Source organism: Siphonobacter sp. SORGH_AS_0500 (assembly GCF_002838835.1).
In the GTDB taxonomy this organism is placed as follows: Bacteria; Bacteroidota; Bacteroidia; order Cytophagales; family Spirosomataceae; genus Siphonobacter.
On the sequence record NZ_NHPP01000030.1, the window covers coordinates 1 to 15483 of the forward strand.

General features: G+C 45.9%; 17 protein-coding genes and 1 pseudogene. 15 read left to right on the forward strand and 3 right to left on the reverse strand.

The features are described from left to right. The 3 genes from BWI96_RS21110 to BWI96_RS21120 all read left to right on the forward strand — a co-directional run. Positions 1-247, forward strand: a 247-nt coding sequence (locus BWI96_RS21110; protein ID WP_157830483.1) for a T9SS type A sorting domain-containing protein, incomplete at its 5' end; no start/stop codon positions are given. Positions 248-370: 123 nt separating this feature from the next. Continuing rightward, positions 371-961: a bifunctional precorrin-2 dehydrogenase/sirohydrochlorin ferrochelatase gene (locus BWI96_RS21115; protein WP_106638480.1), complete on the forward strand. Its 591-nt coding sequence runs from the start codon at positions 371-373 to the stop codon at positions 959-961. A gap of 31 nt (positions 962-992) precedes the next feature. Beyond that, positions 993-1571, forward strand: coding sequence for a uracil-DNA glycosylase family protein (locus tag BWI96_RS21120; protein ID WP_198555335.1), 579 nt, complete (start codon positions 993-995; stop codon positions 1569-1571). A 41-nt stretch (positions 1572-1612) separates the two neighbouring features. Here BWI96_RS21120 and BWI96_RS21125 read toward each other — a convergent pair whose 3' ends face one another. The 3 genes from BWI96_RS21125 to BWI96_RS21135 form a co-directional block, all read right to left on the reverse strand. After that, the gene (locus tag BWI96_RS21125) at positions 1613-2239 is read right to left on the reverse strand and encodes an ABC transporter ATP-binding protein (protein WP_106638482.1); all 627 of its coding nucleotides are present in this window, start codon (positions 2237-2239) and stop codon (positions 1613-1615) included. 64 nt (positions 2240-2303) lie between these two features. Next, positions 2304-2966: a response regulator transcription factor gene (locus BWI96_RS21130; RefSeq protein ID WP_106638483.1), complete on the reverse strand. Its 663-nt coding sequence runs from the start codon at positions 2964-2966 to the stop codon at positions 2304-2306. A gap of 314 nt (positions 2967-3280) precedes the next feature. Next, complete coding sequence (locus BWI96_RS21135; RefSeq protein ID WP_106638484.1) at positions 3281-3769, reverse strand: sensor histidine kinase; 489 nt, start codon at positions 3767-3769, stop codon at positions 3281-3283. Positions 3770-4138: 369 nt separating this feature from the next. Here BWI96_RS21135 and BWI96_RS21140 point away from each other — a divergent pair, with 369 nt between their 5' ends. The 12 genes and pseudogenes from BWI96_RS21140 (at position 4139) to BWI96_RS21195 (ending at position 15457) form a co-directional block, all read left to right on the forward strand. Continuing rightward, complete coding sequence (locus BWI96_RS21140; RefSeq protein ID WP_106638485.1) at positions 4139-5380, forward strand: ABC transporter permease; 1242 nt, start codon at positions 4139-4141, stop codon at positions 5378-5380. A 107-nt stretch (positions 5381-5487) separates the two neighbouring features. Further along, on the forward strand, positions 5488-5958 hold the full coding sequence (locus BWI96_RS21145) for a DUF3299 domain-containing protein (protein ID WP_106638486.1): 471 nt from the start codon (positions 5488-5490) through the stop codon (positions 5956-5958). A gap of 72 nt (positions 5959-6030) precedes the next feature. After that, the gene (locus BWI96_RS21150) at positions 6031-7404 is read left to right on the forward strand and encodes a neutral/alkaline non-lysosomal ceramidase N-terminal domain-containing protein (RefSeq protein WP_106638487.1); all 1374 of its coding nucleotides are present in this window, start codon (positions 6031-6033) and stop codon (positions 7402-7404) included. A 179-nt stretch (positions 7405-7583) separates the two neighbouring features. Beyond that, positions 7584-7985 carry an NADH-quinone oxidoreductase subunit A gene (locus BWI96_RS21155; protein WP_106638488.1) on the forward strand — a complete coding sequence of 134 codons (402 nt, stop codon included), beginning with the start codon at positions 7584-7586 and terminating at the stop codon, positions 7983-7985. A 39-nt stretch (positions 7986-8024) separates the two neighbouring features. Next, positions 8025-8582 carry an NADH-quinone oxidoreductase subunit B gene (locus BWI96_RS21160; RefSeq protein ID WP_106638489.1) on the forward strand — a complete coding sequence of 186 codons (558 nt, stop codon included), beginning with the start codon at positions 8025-8027 and terminating at the stop codon, positions 8580-8582. Positions 8583-8626: 44 nt separating this feature from the next. Further along, a complete protein-coding gene (locus tag BWI96_RS21165; protein WP_106638490.1) occupies positions 8627-9127 on the forward strand; it encodes an NADH-quinone oxidoreductase subunit C in 501 nt (166 codons plus the stop codon). Positions 9128-9140: 13 nt separating this feature from the next. Then, complete coding sequence (gene nuoD, locus BWI96_RS21170; RefSeq protein ID WP_232793861.1) at positions 9141-10424, forward strand: NADH dehydrogenase (quinone) subunit D; 1284 nt, start codon at positions 9141-9143, stop codon at positions 10422-10424. Positions 10425-10428: 4 nt separating this feature from the next. Next, positions 10429-10932 (forward strand): NAD(P)H-dependent oxidoreductase subunit E, encoded by a 504-nt coding sequence (gene nuoE / locus BWI96_RS21175; RefSeq protein ID WP_106638491.1) that lies wholly within the window; start codon positions 10429-10431, stop codon positions 10930-10932. Positions 10933-11012: 80 nt separating this feature from the next. After that, positions 11013-12362, forward strand: coding sequence for an NADH-quinone oxidoreductase subunit NuoF (gene nuoF, locus BWI96_RS21180; RefSeq protein ID WP_106638492.1), 1350 nt, complete (start codon positions 11013-11015; stop codon positions 12360-12362). A 133-nt stretch (positions 12363-12495) separates the two neighbouring features. Next, positions 12496-13596, forward strand: coding sequence for a 2Fe-2S iron-sulfur cluster-binding protein (locus BWI96_RS21185; protein ID WP_106638493.1), 1101 nt, complete (start codon positions 12496-12498; stop codon positions 13594-13596). A gap of 107 nt (positions 13597-13703) precedes the next feature. Continuing rightward, positions 13704-14852, forward strand: coding sequence for an NADH-quinone oxidoreductase subunit NuoH (gene nuoH / locus BWI96_RS21190; RefSeq protein WP_106638494.1), 1149 nt, complete (start codon positions 13704-13706; stop codon positions 14850-14852). Positions 14853-14939: 87 nt separating this feature from the next. Further along, a pseudogene (locus tag BWI96_RS21195) lies at positions 14940-15457 on the forward strand (NADH-quinone oxidoreductase subunit I). Positions 15458-15483 lie beyond the last annotated feature (26 nt).

A 15483-nucleotide genomic window follows, 5' to 3' on the forward strand; every position in this document is an offset into this window, starting at 1 on the left:
GTGGGCGGCTACCCAGAGTGATCGCACCGTCAAAGCGGTGGTGAATTATGGCGATGAGGAGCTGGCCAAAGCCGCCCGGGTGAGTCTGCTGGACTTATCAGGTCGCACGCTGAGTACCCAACAACTTGAGCTGGTGAAAGGGCTCAATGCCGTCGAATTCCAGACGTCTTCGCTGGGTTCGGGGCTGTACCTCATCCGACTGGAAAACCCCAGCAAAAACCAGGCCGTTAAAGTGGCTCTGCCTTAATAGTAATCATACAATCATACAGCCCTCATTATTCAGTTAATGGGGGCTGTATGCATTTATGCCTCGTTCCTTATTTATTAATAGACAGAACTTCTATTTTTACCCCATAATAGATAAGAACGTATGAATCCTCTCTTTCCGGTTTTTCTGAAATTAGACCATCTCGATGTATTACTGGTTGGCGGAGGAAACGTAGGCCTCGAAAAGCTGAGTGCCATACTGGCGAATAGCCCTCGATGTGCAGTAACGGTTGTGGCTACTTACATTCGCGAAGAACTTCGTACCCTTGCCCAGTTACATCCACAAGTTCAGTTGCTGGAAAGGCCCTATCAGGAAGCTGATCTGGAAAATAAAGACCTGGTTATTCTGGCAACTGATAACCCCAGCTTGCACGTGTCTATTAAAGAAGTGACGCGTCAACGTAGAATCCTTACCAACGTAGCTGATACACCCAACCTATGCGACTTTTACCTGGGCAGTATTGTTCAGAAAGGCGATCTCAAAATTGCCATATCTACCAATGGTAAATCGCCAACTCTGGCCAAAAGACTTCGGGAATTGCTGACGGAAGTCATTCCCAACGATATCCAGTTACTTTTAGATAATCTGGTGGTGATTCGGGATCGGATGAAAGGAGATTTTCAATCGAAAATAACGCAGCTCAACAAGCTCACTGAAAGCCTGGTCAATAAAGAAGATCCCTCCGATTCATGAATTAATTACGAGAAGTAAGGGTTGAGTAATCATGAAAGATTTGATTGCTCAGGTTCGAAATTGCCGCTTATGTGAGTCTCATCTCCCTTATTACCCTAAACCCATTATCCAGGCCCATCCTACGGCCCGTTTACTTATTATTGGTCAGGCTCCCGGGCAAAAAGCTCACGCTTCGGGAATACCCTGGAACGATGCCAGTGGCAATCGGCTCCGAAATTGGCTCGGTCTCGACACCGCGACATTTTACGATTCTTCTCGGGTGGCTATTATGCCTATGGGATTTTGTTACCCCGGCAAAGGCACTTCGGGTGACTTACCTCCCCGCCCCGAATGTGCTCCACAGTGGCATGCCAAGCTCCTGCAACAATTACCCCAGTTGCAATTAACGCTTTTAATAGGTCAGTACGCCCAGCACTATTACTTGCCTGATGCCAAAAGCCTGACTGAAAATGTTCGGATGACGGATCTTTTCCTGCCAAATTTCTGGCCATTACCCCACCCGTCCCCCAGAAACCAGTTCTGGTTACGGAAAAATGAATGGTTTGAGCAGGATATTATTCCCAGCCTGAAAGCGACTATTCACCGCATTATCCACGAAAAAAGAGCCTGATTACCAAAGGCACTCAAGCTCTTTTCCGTTACCAGGTAGGATTATAATTCAACCCGTTTGGGAAAAATATCTTTTAATCGGCCATCGTGCGTTACTACGACCAGACTTGCCCCCAACTGAGCAGACTGTTTCTTCAGTAACTCTACCACCAGATAACAATTTTCATCGTCTAAACTGGACGTGGGTTCATCAGCCAGAATTACCTGAGGGTCGTTCATTAAGGCCCGGGCAATACCTACCCGCTGCAATTCTCCCAGACTTAACTGATTGGTTTTCTTGAATAAGTGATCGGCAAAACCCAAACGCTCGGCTAGTTCTCGGGCTTTGTCCGGGTTGCTTTTTTCACCGGCCAGGTAATTGGCCAGTAATAAATTATCCAGTACGGAAAGAGATCTCACAAAGTGGGGCCGTTGATAAATCAGGCCTACGTGTTTAGCACGAAAAGTAGCGGCTTCCGAAGCAGATAAGTTCGAGATATCCTGATTGCCAATGCGAATTTGGCCAGCCTTTGGGGATAATAACAGTGCCAGAAGGTGAAGAAGGGTAGTTTTTCCGCGGCCAGAGCGTCCTAGAATCAACAGCGTGTCGTGATCGGGACAAGTAATATCCGGAAAACTGAATTGTTTGGCTGGACTGTAAGCAAAAGTCAAATTCTGCGTCTGAATCATAGCTATTCTTCGGTTAAAAACTTCCCGAAAGTCCGAGAACTTTCGAGAAGTACCAAGAATTAGCTTAAGACTTTTTCTCTTCAACGGCAATTCTTACGAGTTCAACCGTGTTTTTCACTTTCGTTTTACGAAGCATATTCGCCCGGTGATTAGTTACGGTACGAATACTAAGGCCCAGTTTATCAGCGATTTCCCGACTATTTAATCCTTCAGCAATCATCGTCAGAATTTGTCTTTCTTTACGAGAAAGCTTGCTCAAAGGAGTATCATCGTTACCTCTGCTGGAAGATCGGCCACGGCTACGACCTAACAAAGCATCCACAAAAACTGAAGAAATCGTGGGAGGAAAATACTTATCTCCCTGCGATACTTTCTGCAAAGCCAGCATGATTTCTTCCTTATCTGTGTCTTTTAACAAATAGCCAGAAGCTCCACTTTCAACTGATTTTAAAATGTAATCCTGATTATTATGCATGCTAAACATCAGCGATTTAACCGTTGAATATTGCTGGGCGATGGCTTTAGCAGCTTCGATGCCAGATATTTTGGGCATACTGATATCCAGTATAACGACGTCGGGCTTAGTTTCAGAAATTTTATCCAAAACTTCCTGGCCGTCGGAGGCCTCACCAACGATTTCAACTGAATCTTCATCAGCCAAAAGCATTATCAGGCCTTTCCGAACTACCGTATGATCATCTGCTACAAGTACCCTTATTTTTGCCATTAGTTTAATTTACGATTTTATGGAACGAACACCTTAAGTAATCTCGCGGGTGGACAATAGGTGGATTATACCCCAAAGTAACAAAACAGTTTACTTTGAATAGTACTATCTACTTCTTTTATTTTAAAATAGTGAGATTTAAACCTTTAATTCTATTTTAATAGTAGTCCCTTTACCTATTATAGAACTAATCTCGAAAGTTGATCCGATGGATTCAGCTCTCAATTTCATGTTTCCTAAACCTGAATGTGCGATTGCCTTTTTCGCTAATTCTTCAGGATTGAAACCTATGCCGTCATCTTGTATACGTAAATTTATTTTCCCTTTTTTTCCGTCAGCGTAATATCAATTACGCTGGCCTTTGCATATTTCAGACTATTATTTATCGCTTCCTGAACGATCCTATACAGGTTTACTTCAATTGCAGAAGACAAGCGAATGGGGAATTCCCCTGAGTTAAATCTGACTTTTATCCCACTAATTTTAGTGATCTTTTCACTCAGTAAACGTAGAGCTGAAACCAATCCAAAATCCGTTAGTACGCTAGGCATCAAATCATAAGAAATCTGCCTAACCGTTTCTATGGTTTCTAAAACTAATTCTTTAAGTACCTGATAGCTGATTTTTTCTTTATCCGTATACGAGGCATTTTGTAATAACTCTATCTGTAACCTAATTCCAGTTAATAATTGCCCGACTCCATCATGAAGTTCCTGAGCTAAACGTTTTCTTTCCTCTTCCTGACCTTCCAACAAGGCAGCAGTTCGAATACGAGAATCAATTGAACTTGCTTCCTTTTTCATACACACACCTATTAGTTACTAAGATAATTTCTTCTCAAATTATATACCTTGTGAAAAGTATTATCCGTACCATTTATTGATTTTATACTATTACTAATCCTATTTTAATTAAACCTACCTCCACTTTATCAACCTGATTTCTACATAAGAATAATACTAATTCTCTTACAGTCTTTCTCTCCAGAAAATTACTTGTGAGCTTAAAATTATTTAACAATACTCCTAACATTTTACTGAATATATACAAAGGATTGGATTTTATCGATAAACAGTTGCAATGACTCTACCATGTACTCGGCTTTTTAGTTGATCTATGATAAAAATAAAATCACTTCAAGCACTGTATCCGTTTTTTTGCAACTTTGTAGCATGAACGTAATCAAGATTTCACTGGCTAATTTGCGGGATAAACCGCTGAGTACATTTCTAAGTACTCTATTGATGGCCCTCGGAGTTGGCCTGATTTCTTTACTACTTCTAATCAGTCAGCAATTAGAAGATAAATTCACTCGTAATCTAAAAGGAATTGATTTAGTGGTGGGTGCGAAAGGCAGTCCACTCCAAATTATCCTTTCTTCGATTTATCAAATTGATTCACCCACGGGCAATATCCCGCTTTCGGATGCTATGATGTTGGGGCGTAACCCCATGGTTAAGGAAGCCATTCCACTGGCTATGGGTGATAACTATAAATTGTTCCGAATTGTTGGAACAAATTCTAAATACTTTTCACATTTTGAAGCAAAACTAACCGAAGGGCGTCTGTTTGAGAAGCCTATGGAGGCAGTCATTGGAGCAAAAGTAGCCCGGCAAACGGGTCTGAAATTGGGCGATACTTTCGCTGGTGCTCACGGCTTTGACGAAGAAGGACACGTCCACGGTGATGCCAAATATAAAGTAGTGGGTATTGCAGCTCCTAATAATTCGGTAGTTGACAATATTATTCTGACGCCGTACGAAAGTATCTGGCAAGTACATGAAGGGCAGGAAGGAAGTCAGGGTAACGAAGTGATCAGTGAAATGATTAGTAGTCCCGGCAGCGACTCAACCGCCGACAACGAGCCCAGCCACGAAATCACTTCCCTGCTGATCAAATTTCGGAATCCGATGGGGAACGTCATTCTTCCCCGGATTATCAATGAAAATAGTAAACTTCAGGCGGCGTCACCCGCTCTGGAGATCACCCGAATGCTGGATTTATTGGGCGTTGGTGTGGATACCATTCGCTGGATGGCTCTGGTCATCATTGTCATTGCGGGAATCAGCGTTTTTGTATCCCTTTATAATTCCCTGAAAGAACGTAAATACGAAATGGCTTTGATGCTCGCCATGGGAGCCACCCGCAGCAAGCTGTTTTTGATGTTATTACTGGAAGGGATGATTATTAGTATTCTGGGGTACATCTTCGGAATCATCATGAGCCGTGTTGGGCTGGCCGTTCTTTCCGCTGGAGCCGATCAGAGTTTCCATTATAGCTTTGAAGTGCTGGCCATCTCACCTCTGGAAGGAATTCTATTAGGAGGTGTGTTAGTACTTGGACTGCTGGCCGCTGCTCTTCCTTCTTTAAATGTGTATCGTCTGAATTTATCAAGAACTCTGGCGGAAGAATAGGATTTTACGGTTCCTTCTGCAACAGTGTTGAAAAATTTATTCTTTCAGGTAACTTTGTTTGCAGAATTTGCGTTACGATTTAAGAAGCTGAAAAACATTTCCATATCATGAATATTTTAAAGATTTTCTCTCTGTTTGTCGCTGTTGGACTCTTCGTAGCGGCAACGACCGATACAAAGGTTGCCACTGCGGCAGATCCTTCAAAGATTAGCTGGGAGAATCTGAAGGATGTGAAATTTCAGAAAAAGTGGTATCCCGAAGAGAAGATGTATATTCTCTACCCCAATTTCGGTCCCGGTGTACAGAAATTGAATAATAAAGAAGTAATCATCAAAGGTTACTTGGTTCCAGTGGACATCACTTCTAATACCTTCGTGCTTTCGGCTTACCCGAACTCGATGTGTTTCTTCTGTACAGGTACGGGTCCTGAAACGATTATGGCTCTGAAAATGAAGAAAAATCGTCGTTTTAAAGTAGATGAAGTACAAACCTTCAAGGGAACCCTCAAGCTGAACGCCAACGATATTTACGAGCTTAACTATATTCTGGAAAACGCTGAAATTTATCAGGGCGAATAATCCAGAGCATTCCTTAGTATCTTTACCCCACCCCTTTCGGTGGGGTTTTCTTTTGTTCATAACGCAGGTCTTATGAAGTTTTTACGCATCATTACCAAGGTTTCTCTTGCTCTTATTATACTGATTTTAGTACTTCTATTAGCTACACTCACTACCGTTGACGAAACGCCCTATACGCAGACCGAGGCTTATCAGCAAACGCAGCAATCGCTGGAGCAGATCGATCAGCAACTGGCCCTGCAACGGCAGGATTCGACTAAAAAACAGAAGAATTTACAAGTAGGATGGGCCAAGGTGAACATTACCCCCGATCATGCGACACCGCTGGCAGGCTATGGAAATCGCCGGGGTAAAGTGTCTACTGGTGTTCGGGACTCCCTTTGGGTACGAGCCTTTGTGTTTGACAATGGAGTCTCCCGCGTGGCGATGGTTGCTTCTGATTTATTGATTATTCCCCCAACCATTGTGGCCGCGGTGCAAGCAAACTGGCCCAAGAACCTGGGTTTCCCTGCCGATCATATTTATTACGGAGCCATTCACAGCCATAACAGTGAAGGCGGCTGGCAGGGAGGCGTAGGTAGTGAGTTAATTGCGGGAAAATATGACCCGCAGATGGTTCAGTTCCTTGCCAAACAGATCATTACGGCCCTTACCCATGCCACGCAACAGTTAGCTCCCACCGAAATTGGTTATGCTCAGATCAACGAACCCACCCGACTCGAAAACCGCTTAGTAGGGAATGAAGGTACCGTCGATCCATACATTCGTTTGATGAAGATGAAAAAACAGTCAGGTGAAACGGCTTTGCTGGTAACTTATGCTGCTCACGCGACACTTCTGAACGGAGATAATATGGTCATTTCGAGGGATTACCCCGGTGTGTTAGTGGATTCGCTGGAGAAAAGTACGGTTACCTTTGCCGCTTACATGGCCGGGGCCGTTGGTTCCATGCGACCCGTAGCCGAAGGAAAAGACGACGATGAAGAGTTGAATAATCAGGCCCTAGCCCTACACCGTGACATTCAGAAACAATACGATGCTATAGTTACCAGACCTGAACAAACCCTGGAGTTTGTAACCGTGCCCGTAAGTTTGCGGAAGCCTCAGCTTCAGATTGCCAAAGGCTGGAAAGTACGGCAATGGGCCTGGGATATGCTGTTCGGACTGGCAGACGCGGATATTAAAGCCCTGCGAGTAGGAAATATTGCCTTCTTAGGAATGCCTTGTGATTTCTCGGGTGAACTGGTTCCCGAACTTGAATCCGCCGGATTAACTAAAAATCTTCACGTGGTAGTAACCAGTTTCAATGGAAATTACATCGGTTATATCACACCCGACAAATACTGGACTCGCGATACCTACGAGAGCGTGGCCATGAATTGGTTTGGTCCTAACACAGGAAGCTACTTCGTCGAGACGGGGCGAAAAATTTTAATTAAACTGTGATTTAATATAAAATTAAGAAAGGACTAAGGTAATATTTATATATTAATTAGAATAATTCTAAAATAGTATGATTTTTTGGTGAAGCAGGCAAAAATGCGATTTTTGTAAGTAAAGAAAGTACAATTCTAATATCATGTAATTGACTCACATGATGTATTAACCTCGTATCGGATTTACTTATGTTATTGGCTTCCCTACCCTCAGACTTCGCACCCGTTTTGGTGCAATTCCTCGCCGCAGCCGGCTTTATTGGCATGACGATGGTAGCTACGCACCTCCTGACGGGGCGTCGGAAGACTACCAGTACAGCTCGAAAAGAAGATCCCTGGGAGTGCGGTATCCCTGTGTATGGCGATGCCCGAACGCCCATTTCTGTAAAATATTTTCTTACCGCTATTCTCTTTGTTCTCTTTGATGTAGAGATCATTTTCATGTATCCGTGGGCAGTGAATTTCCTTAAGTTCAAATCCCAGGGAATGGGCATGCTGGTGTTTGGAGAAATGATTGTCTTCATGTTACTTCTGCTGGCGGGCTTTTATTACGTAATTAAAAAAGGGGTATTAAAGTGGGATCAGGACTAACCTGCATCCTTAGATTTACTTTAATCCACATGGAAAATCATGAGCGAAAGACCGAATAATATTAAACTGGTGGATGCTCCTGACGGCTACGGCGGATCGGGTTTCTTTGCCACCTCTTTTGAAAAAGTAATTGCCCTGGCCCGTAGTAACTCACTCTGGCCGCTTCCCTTTGCTACTTCCTGCTGCGGAATTGAGTTCATGGCAACGATGGGAGCTACGTACGATCTGGCCCGTTTTGGTTCAGAACGTCCCAGCTTTTCACCCCGTCAGTCGGATATGCTGCTGGTGATGGGTACCATTGCCAAGAAAATGGCTCCCATTGTTCGGCAAACGTATATCCAGATGGCTGAGCCTCGCTGGGTTATTGCGGTAGGAGCCTGTGCTTCTTCAGGTGGTATTTTTGATACCTATTCCGTACTTCAGGGTATTGATCGAGTGGTTCCGGTGGACGTATACGTGCCGGGTTGCCCGCCCCGCCCCGAGCAAATTCTGGATGGCGTGATGCAGTTACAGGAGATCGTAAAAAACGAGCCGCTGCGTCGGCGGGATTCGCCCGAATACCAGGCTTTGCTGGAATCTTACGGAATTATCAAGTAAACGAAAGGTAGGAATCCGTTCCTCTTTCTTTCATTCTTTTTGATATGCTGACTAATCAGGAAATAGCCGACGATCTGCTTTCGCAGTTTGGAGATAAGATTGCTGGATTTGAAGAGCACCACGAAATCATGAGTGTCTTTACTACGGTAGAGACGGCCAAACCCATGATTGAGTATCTTTATAAACACCCGACCTTTCAGTTTCAGTACCTGACGGATTTGGCGGGCATTCATTACCCTGATAACAAGGGCGGCGAATTAAGTGTGGTTTATCACGTTCATAGCTGGACGAATAACCACCGTCTGATGGTTCGAATCTTCGTCCCCATCGATGCTCCCGACGTACCAACCCTCGTTGACGTTTATAAATCAGCTAACTGGATGGAACGCGAAGCCTATGATTTCTTCGGAATCAATTTCGTGGGCCACCCTAACCTGATTCGAATTTTGAACATTGAGGAAATGGATTATTTCCCGATGCGTAAAGAATACCCGCTGGAAGATGCTACCCGGCAGGATAAAATCGATGCCCTTTTCGGCAGATAATGTTCAGAGACAGATGAGCGAAGATATCACCACTCAAAATACGCTTACCCAACGTAACCAGACGGCTGTGATGGGACCGCAGGTCGGTAACCTAGCCCTGAAAGACGGAGTACCCATTGTTTCGGAAGATGGTCGCGAATTAACGACGCTGAACCTCGGCCCGACGCACCCCTCCACCCACGGTATTTTCCAGAACATCCTGACCATGGATGGGGAAAAGATCGTTTCAGGCGTGCCAACGATTGGCTATATCCACCGGGCGTTTGAGAAAATTGCCGAACGCCGTCCGCTGTATCAGATTACGACGCTGACGGACCGGATGAATTACTGCTCCAGCCCAATTAATAACATGGGCTGGCACATGACGGTCGAGAAGTTACTCGGCATTGAAGTGCCCAAACGGGCTCAGTACATCCGGGTAATTATGATGGAACTCGCCCGCATTGCCGATCACCTGATCTGTAACTCCATTCTGGGTGTAGACTCAGGGGCCTTCACGGGTTTCCTTTACGTCATGCAGAAACGCGAGGAGATTTACGAGATCTACGAAGAAATGTGCGGGGCCCGTCTCACGACAAACATGGGTCGTTTTGGGGGCATGGAGCGTGACCTTTCGAAAGAAGCCATTCGTAAAATCCGGGAGTTCATTCAATCCTTCCCACCCGTGATGCAGGAGTTTGAAAAAATGCTGAACCGGAACCGGATTTTCATTGATCGTACCGTAGGCGTTGGTCCTGTTTCACAGGAAATGGCTTTGCAATACGGCTTCAGTGGTCCTAATCTTCGGGCTGCCGGTATTGATTATGATGTTCGGGTCATGAACCCCTACTCTTCGTATCAGGATTTTGAGTTTGATATCCCCGTAGGTTATACCGGCGATACGTATGACCGTTTCATGGTGCGTAACGGTGAAATCTGGGAAAGCTTCAAGATTATTAAACAGGCCATCGAGAATTTACCAGAAGGCCCCTTCCACGCCGATGCTCCCGAGTTTTACTTACCTCCCAAGCAGGAAGTATATCGAAACATGGAAGCCCTCATTTATCACTTCAAAATTGTGATGGGTGAAATCCCAATTCCGGTCGGCGAGGTATACCATGCGGTAGAAGGCGGTAATGGTGAGTTAGGTTTTCACCTGATTTCGGACGGTGGCCGTAGCCCGTATCGACTGAAAATGAGACGTCCCTGTTTCATTTTTTATCAGGCCTACCCCGAGATGTGTAAGGGAGTGACCCTTTCCGATGCCATTATCATCATGAGTAGTATGAACGTTATTGCTGGTGAATTAGACGCGTAAGATTATGATTGAAACCTCCGATAAACCTCGCATAGAATTTACCCCCGAGCGTCTGGAACGGGCGAAGGAACTCCTTACGCATTACCCTGAAGGTCGTCAGAAATCGGCCTTACTTCCCCTACTCCATTTGTTACAGGAGCAAGAAGGCTGGACACCCACCGAAGGCATGGACTACATCGCTGAATTTCTGGGTATTCAACCCATTGAAGTATACGAGGTAGCCACTTTCTATACCATGTATCACCTCGACCCCGTCGGTAAGCATGTCATTGAATACTGCCGGACGGGGCCGTGTATGCTCATGGGAGGCGAGGAAGTCTACGCTCACCTCAAACAGAAAATCGGTGCTCAGGACGGTGAAACATCGGCGGATCAACTTTTCACCATTAAGCCCGTCGAATGTTTGGCGGCTTGCGGCTGGGGCCCCTGCTTTCAGATTCGTGAAAAATACTACACGCACCTGACCATCGAAAAAGTAGACGAAATCATTGATGAACTCAGAAAGTAGTTTTCAGTCTTCAGTTGTCTGTTTTCAGTGCATACTGATATAACTAACAACTGAAAACCGAAAACTGGAAACTATGAAATATGACTAGCGAGCGTCCTAAAATACTTACGGATAAAACCCATATTCCGGGAATTGAGACCTTTGACGTATACCGCAAAAACGGTGGGTATACCGCCGTGGAAAAAGCCCTGAAAACCATGACCCCCGACGAAGTGGTGGAAGAGGTGAAAAAATCGGGCGTTCGCGGTCGCGGAGGGGCAGGGTTCCCGATGGGGATGAAGTGGTCATTCCTGGCCAAACCCGAAGGCGTTCCCCGTTACCTGGTTTGTAACGGTGACGAATCCGAACCCGGCACGTTCAAGGATCACTGGTTAATGAAAACCATTCCTCACTTGTTAATCGAAGGAATGATCGTTTCCAGTTATGCTCTGGGTGCCAATACGAGTTACATCTACGTTCGCGGGGAGTTAATGTACGTAGTTCGTATTTTGGAACAAGCCATTGCGGAAGCAAAAGCAGCCGGCTTTCTGGGTAAAAACATCCTTGGTTCCGGCTACGATCTGGAGTTGTACGTACAACCCGGTGGCGGAGCTTACATCTGTGGCGAAGAAACTGCTCTACTGGAATCGTTGGAAGGAAAACGCGGGAATCCCCGTAATAAACCTCCTTTCCCTGCCGTCAAGGGTTTATACCAATGCCCAACGGTAGTAAATAACGTAGAGTCAATTTCTACAACTTCCTGGATTGTCAACAACGGGGGCGATGCCTACGCAGCCATCGGTATTGGCCGATCAACGGGAACAAAACTAATTTCTGCGTCCGGTCACCTGAAAAAACCCGGCGTTTATGAAATTCCTTTGGGCTTACCCGTTCAGGAATTCATCTACTCGGACGAATGGTGTGGCGGCATTCGGGATGGTCATCATTTGAAAGCCGTCGTGGCCGGAGGTTCTTCCGTCCCTATTCTTCCTGCGGCCATGTTATTAAAAACGGCCAACGGCGAAGATCGACTCATGTCTTATGAATCGCTTTCGGATGGTGGATTTGCCACGGGTACCATGATGGGTTCGGGCGGATTCATTGCCATGGACGAAACGGCATGTATCGTAAAAAATACCTGGAATTTCTCCCGCTTCTATCACCACGAATCCTGCGGACAATGTTCCCCCTGCCGTGAAGGAACTGGCTGGATGGAGAAAGTATTACACCGCATCGAACACGGTCACGGCTCCATGCACGACATTGACTTGCTGGTCGACGTAGCTAAAAAAATAGAAGGAAATACCATTTGTCCCTTAGGGGATGCGGCAGCCTGGCCCGTAGCCTCGGCGATTCGCCACTTCCGGGATGAGTTCGAATGGCACATTACCCATCCCCAGGAAGCCACTCGCCCCGGAGGCATCTATAAAGGACACATGGAACTGGTTTAATGAGTGAATTTTGAATGATAGAATGATTGAATAACTCATTCTATCTCAATCTAATAATGATGAATATATAGAACTTGACTGGTGATTTAGATTCACTCATTCTATCATTCACTCATTCAAAATTGTAATAGACATGAAAGTTACGATTGATAATATTACGATTGAGGTTGAACCTGGAACTACCATTCTTCAGGCAGCTCGTAAAATTGGCCCGGAGGTAGCCCCGCCTGCCATGTGTTATTACGAGCCCTTGAAAGCTTCGGGAGGTAAATGCCGGGCCTGTCTGGTGAAGGTCACGGCGGGTTCTGAAAAAGACCCTCGTCCGATGCCCAAGCTGGTTCCTTCCTGTATCACGCAGGTTCAGGATGGTATGATCGTTGAAAATACGGTTAACGAACAGGTGCTGGAGACTCGTAAAGGAATTGTTGAGTTCCTGTTGCTTAACCACCCGCTCGATTGCCCCATTTGCGATCAAGCGGGCGAATGCCATTTGCAGGATTTTTCCTTCCAGCATGGGGTACAGCAAACCCGTTACGAAGAGGAACGCCGCACGTTCGAAAAACAGGATCTAGGTCCGAATATTCAGTTACACATGACCCGGTGCATCCTTTGCTACCGTTGTGTGTTTACGGCCGATCAGATTACGGGCAAACGCGTTCATGGCGTACTAAACCGGGGCGATCACGCAGAGATTTCAACGTATATCGAAAAAGCCATTGATAATGATTTTTCGGGGAATGTTATTGACGTTTGTCCGGTAGGTGCCTTAACTGATAAAACGTATCGCTTCAAAAATCGGGTCTGGTTTACTAAACCCGTGGATGCTCACTGCGATTGCGAGAAATGCTCGGGTAAAGTCACGCTCTGGTATCGCGGTGACGAAGTAATCCGGGTAACGGCTCGGAAGAATCAGTGGGGTGAAGTACTGGACTTTATCTGCAACACCTGCCGCTTTGAACGTAAAAATACAGCGGACTGGACCATTGAAGGTCCAACCAAAGTAGCCCGTCATTCGGTCATATCAGCGAATAAATACGGAGCGAATAAGATTGTTCCCGAGTTTGCCCGCCGACTGGCCGCCTCGCAGTATAAAGACGTACACGAAGGTCGGGACACCAGTCAATTAACGATCAAACAGTTACCCGAAGAACGGTTCAAGCAACTCATTCCACCCGCCGGCGAATCAGCCGTAGCAGGCATCCGTTCTATCCAAAACTGGGCAGAAGACAAGTAAGATGTTTTGAGTTGAGAGTTTAGGGTTTTGAGTTACCAGTAGCATTTCACAACTGAATAAACGCAAAACTCCAAACTAAAAACTCTAAACTCCAAACCTAAATACTGATGGACATATTCTGGATTAAAGCAATTATTGTTCTAGTCATCTTTGGGCTTTCGCTCGTGGTGGCGATGTACTCTACCTGGGCCGAACGGAAAGTAGCCGGGTATATGCAGGATCGGCCCGGTCCGAACCGAGCTGGATGGGGCGGCTTATTACAACCGCTGGCCGATGCTGGAAAAATGTTCTTCAAAGAAGACTTCATTCCCGCTCAGGCCAATAAATGGCTTTTCATCGCTGGCCCCTGTCTGGCGATGCTCACGGCTTTATTATCTTCTGCCGTTGTTCCCTTTGGCGATACCATCATCGTGGGTTCAGACGAAGTACAGGTGCAGGGCATTGAGGTTAATATTGGAATTCTCTGGGTTTTCGGAATCGTTTCGCTGGGCGTTTACGGCGTAATGGTCGGAGGCTGGGCTTCCAATAACAAATTCTCCCTGCTTGGTGCCATTCGTGCGGCTTCTCAAAACATTAGCTATGAGTTGGCTATGGGTTTGTCCCTCATTGCAATCATCATGATGACGGGCAGTCTGTCGGTGCGTGACATTATCAATACCCAGCACGGCGGTTCCTGGAATTTGTTGTATCAGCCACTGGGCTTCATCATTTTCCTGACCTGTGCCTTTGCGGAATGTAACCGTACGCCCTTCGACTTACCCGAATGCGAGGCCGAATTGATTGGGGGGTATCACACCGAATATTCGTCGATGAAACTAGGATTCTACCTTTTCGCCGAATACATCAACATGTTCGTGTCCTCCTGCGTGGTTTCAGCCCTTTACTTTGGCGGATTTAATTATCCCTTCATGGACAAAGTAGCGGAAGCTTTAGGTACTGATGCTACAGGGCATAACATTGCCACCGCCATTGGCTTCGGCGTGTTCTTTGCCAAAGCTCTGTTCTTCGTTTTCTTCTTCATGTGGGTTCGCTGGACCCTGCCCCGTTTCCGTTACGATCAGTTAATGAATCTGGGCTGGAAGAGTTTGATTCCCTTAGCGATTCTAAACATCGTTGTTACCGGCATCGGGCTTATGTTCGAAATCCGCTGGTTTAGCTGGGTGGCCGTTATTTTAATTGTTGGCGTAGCCCTTGTTCAGGCTGCCCTGAAACCCAAAGCCGCCCGAGGCATCCTCGAAGCCGCTCCCGTAAGATAAGATGAGTTTAGCGTTTTGGGTTTAGGGTTTTAAGTTTTGTACTCTGAAATCCAACTCAAAACCCTAAACTCAAAACTCAAAACTCCAATGCAATTAACCAATAGATCCAAGAAAATTGACAAGAGCGAGATGTCGCTGGCGGAGCGGATGTATCTTCCGGCGATTGCCAGTGGGATGGCTATTACGCTCAAGCACTTTTTCAAGAAAAAACCGACGATTAACTACCCCGAGCAAAAGCGTTACCTCGGCCCCGTTTTTCGCGGACATCATATTCTGAAAAAAGATGAAGCCGGTCGGGAACGCTGTACCGCCTGCGGACTTTGTGCCGTAGCCTGCCCAGCTGAAGCTATTTCGATGGTAGCTGCCGAACGTAAATCAGGGGAAGAGCATCTGTATCGGGAAGAGAAATACGCCGCTGTGTATGAGATTAACATGCTGCGTTGTATCTTCTGCGGTTTCTGCGAAGAAGCCTGCCCCAAACAGGCCATTTACCTTCGCCACGATGAGTTTGTCCCCGTTTTCATGTCACGTGAGAGGTGATTTACGGCAAGGACAAGCTCGTAGAAAACATGGATAAACGTTACCTCCGCGAAGGCTGGAAGTAATGAATCCAGATTTGCTTTTTCAAAAC

Bases quoted from the DNA above. Each gene is read 5' to 3' on its own strand.
- BWI96_RS21115 (WP_106638480.1), top strand. From the start codon at position 371: ATGAATCCTCTCTTTCCGGTTTTTCTGAAATTAGACCATCTCGATGTA.
- BWI96_RS21120 (WP_198555335.1), top strand. From the start codon at position 993: ATGAAAGATTTGATTGCTCAGGTTCGAAATTGCCGCTTATGTGAGTCT.
- BWI96_RS21125 (WP_106638482.1), bottom strand. From the start codon at position 2,239: ATGATTCAGACGCAGAATTTGACTTTTGCTTACAGTCCAGCCAAACAA.
- BWI96_RS21130 (WP_106638483.1), bottom strand. From the start codon at position 2,966: ATGGCAAAAATAAGGGTACTTGTAGCAGATGATCATACGGTAGTTCGG.
- BWI96_RS21135 (WP_106638484.1), bottom strand. From the start codon at position 3,769: ATGAAAAAGGAAGCAAGTTCAATTGATTCTCGTATTCGAACTGCTGCC.
- BWI96_RS21140 (WP_106638485.1), top strand. From the start codon at position 4,139: ATGAACGTAATCAAGATTTCACTGGCTAATTTGCGGGATAAACCGCTG.
- BWI96_RS21145 (WP_106638486.1), top strand. From the start codon at position 5,488: ATGAATATTTTAAAGATTTTCTCTCTGTTTGTCGCTGTTGGACTCTTC.
- BWI96_RS21150 (WP_106638487.1), top strand. From the start codon at position 6,031: ATGAAGTTTTTACGCATCATTACCAAGGTTTCTCTTGCTCTTATTATA.
- BWI96_RS21155 (WP_106638488.1), top strand. From the start codon at position 7,584: ATGTTATTGGCTTCCCTACCCTCAGACTTCGCACCCGTTTTGGTGCAA.
- BWI96_RS21160 (WP_106638489.1), top strand. From the start codon at position 8,025: ATGAGCGAAAGACCGAATAATATTAAACTGGTGGATGCTCCTGACGGC.
- BWI96_RS21165 (WP_106638490.1), top strand. From the start codon at position 8,627: ATGCTGACTAATCAGGAAATAGCCGACGATCTGCTTTCGCAGTTTGGA.
- nuoD (WP_232793861.1), top strand. From the start codon at position 9,141: ATGAGCGAAGATATCACCACTCAAAATACGCTTACCCAACGTAACCAG.
- nuoE (WP_106638491.1), top strand. From the start codon at position 10,429: ATGATTGAAACCTCCGATAAACCTCGCATAGAATTTACCCCCGAGCGT.
- nuoF (WP_106638492.1), top strand. From the start codon at position 11,013: ATGACTAGCGAGCGTCCTAAAATACTTACGGATAAAACCCATATTCCG.
- BWI96_RS21185 (WP_106638493.1), top strand. From the start codon at position 12,496: ATGAAAGTTACGATTGATAATATTACGATTGAGGTTGAACCTGGAACT.
- nuoH (WP_106638494.1), top strand. From the start codon at position 13,704: ATGGACATATTCTGGATTAAAGCAATTATTGTTCTAGTCATCTTTGGG.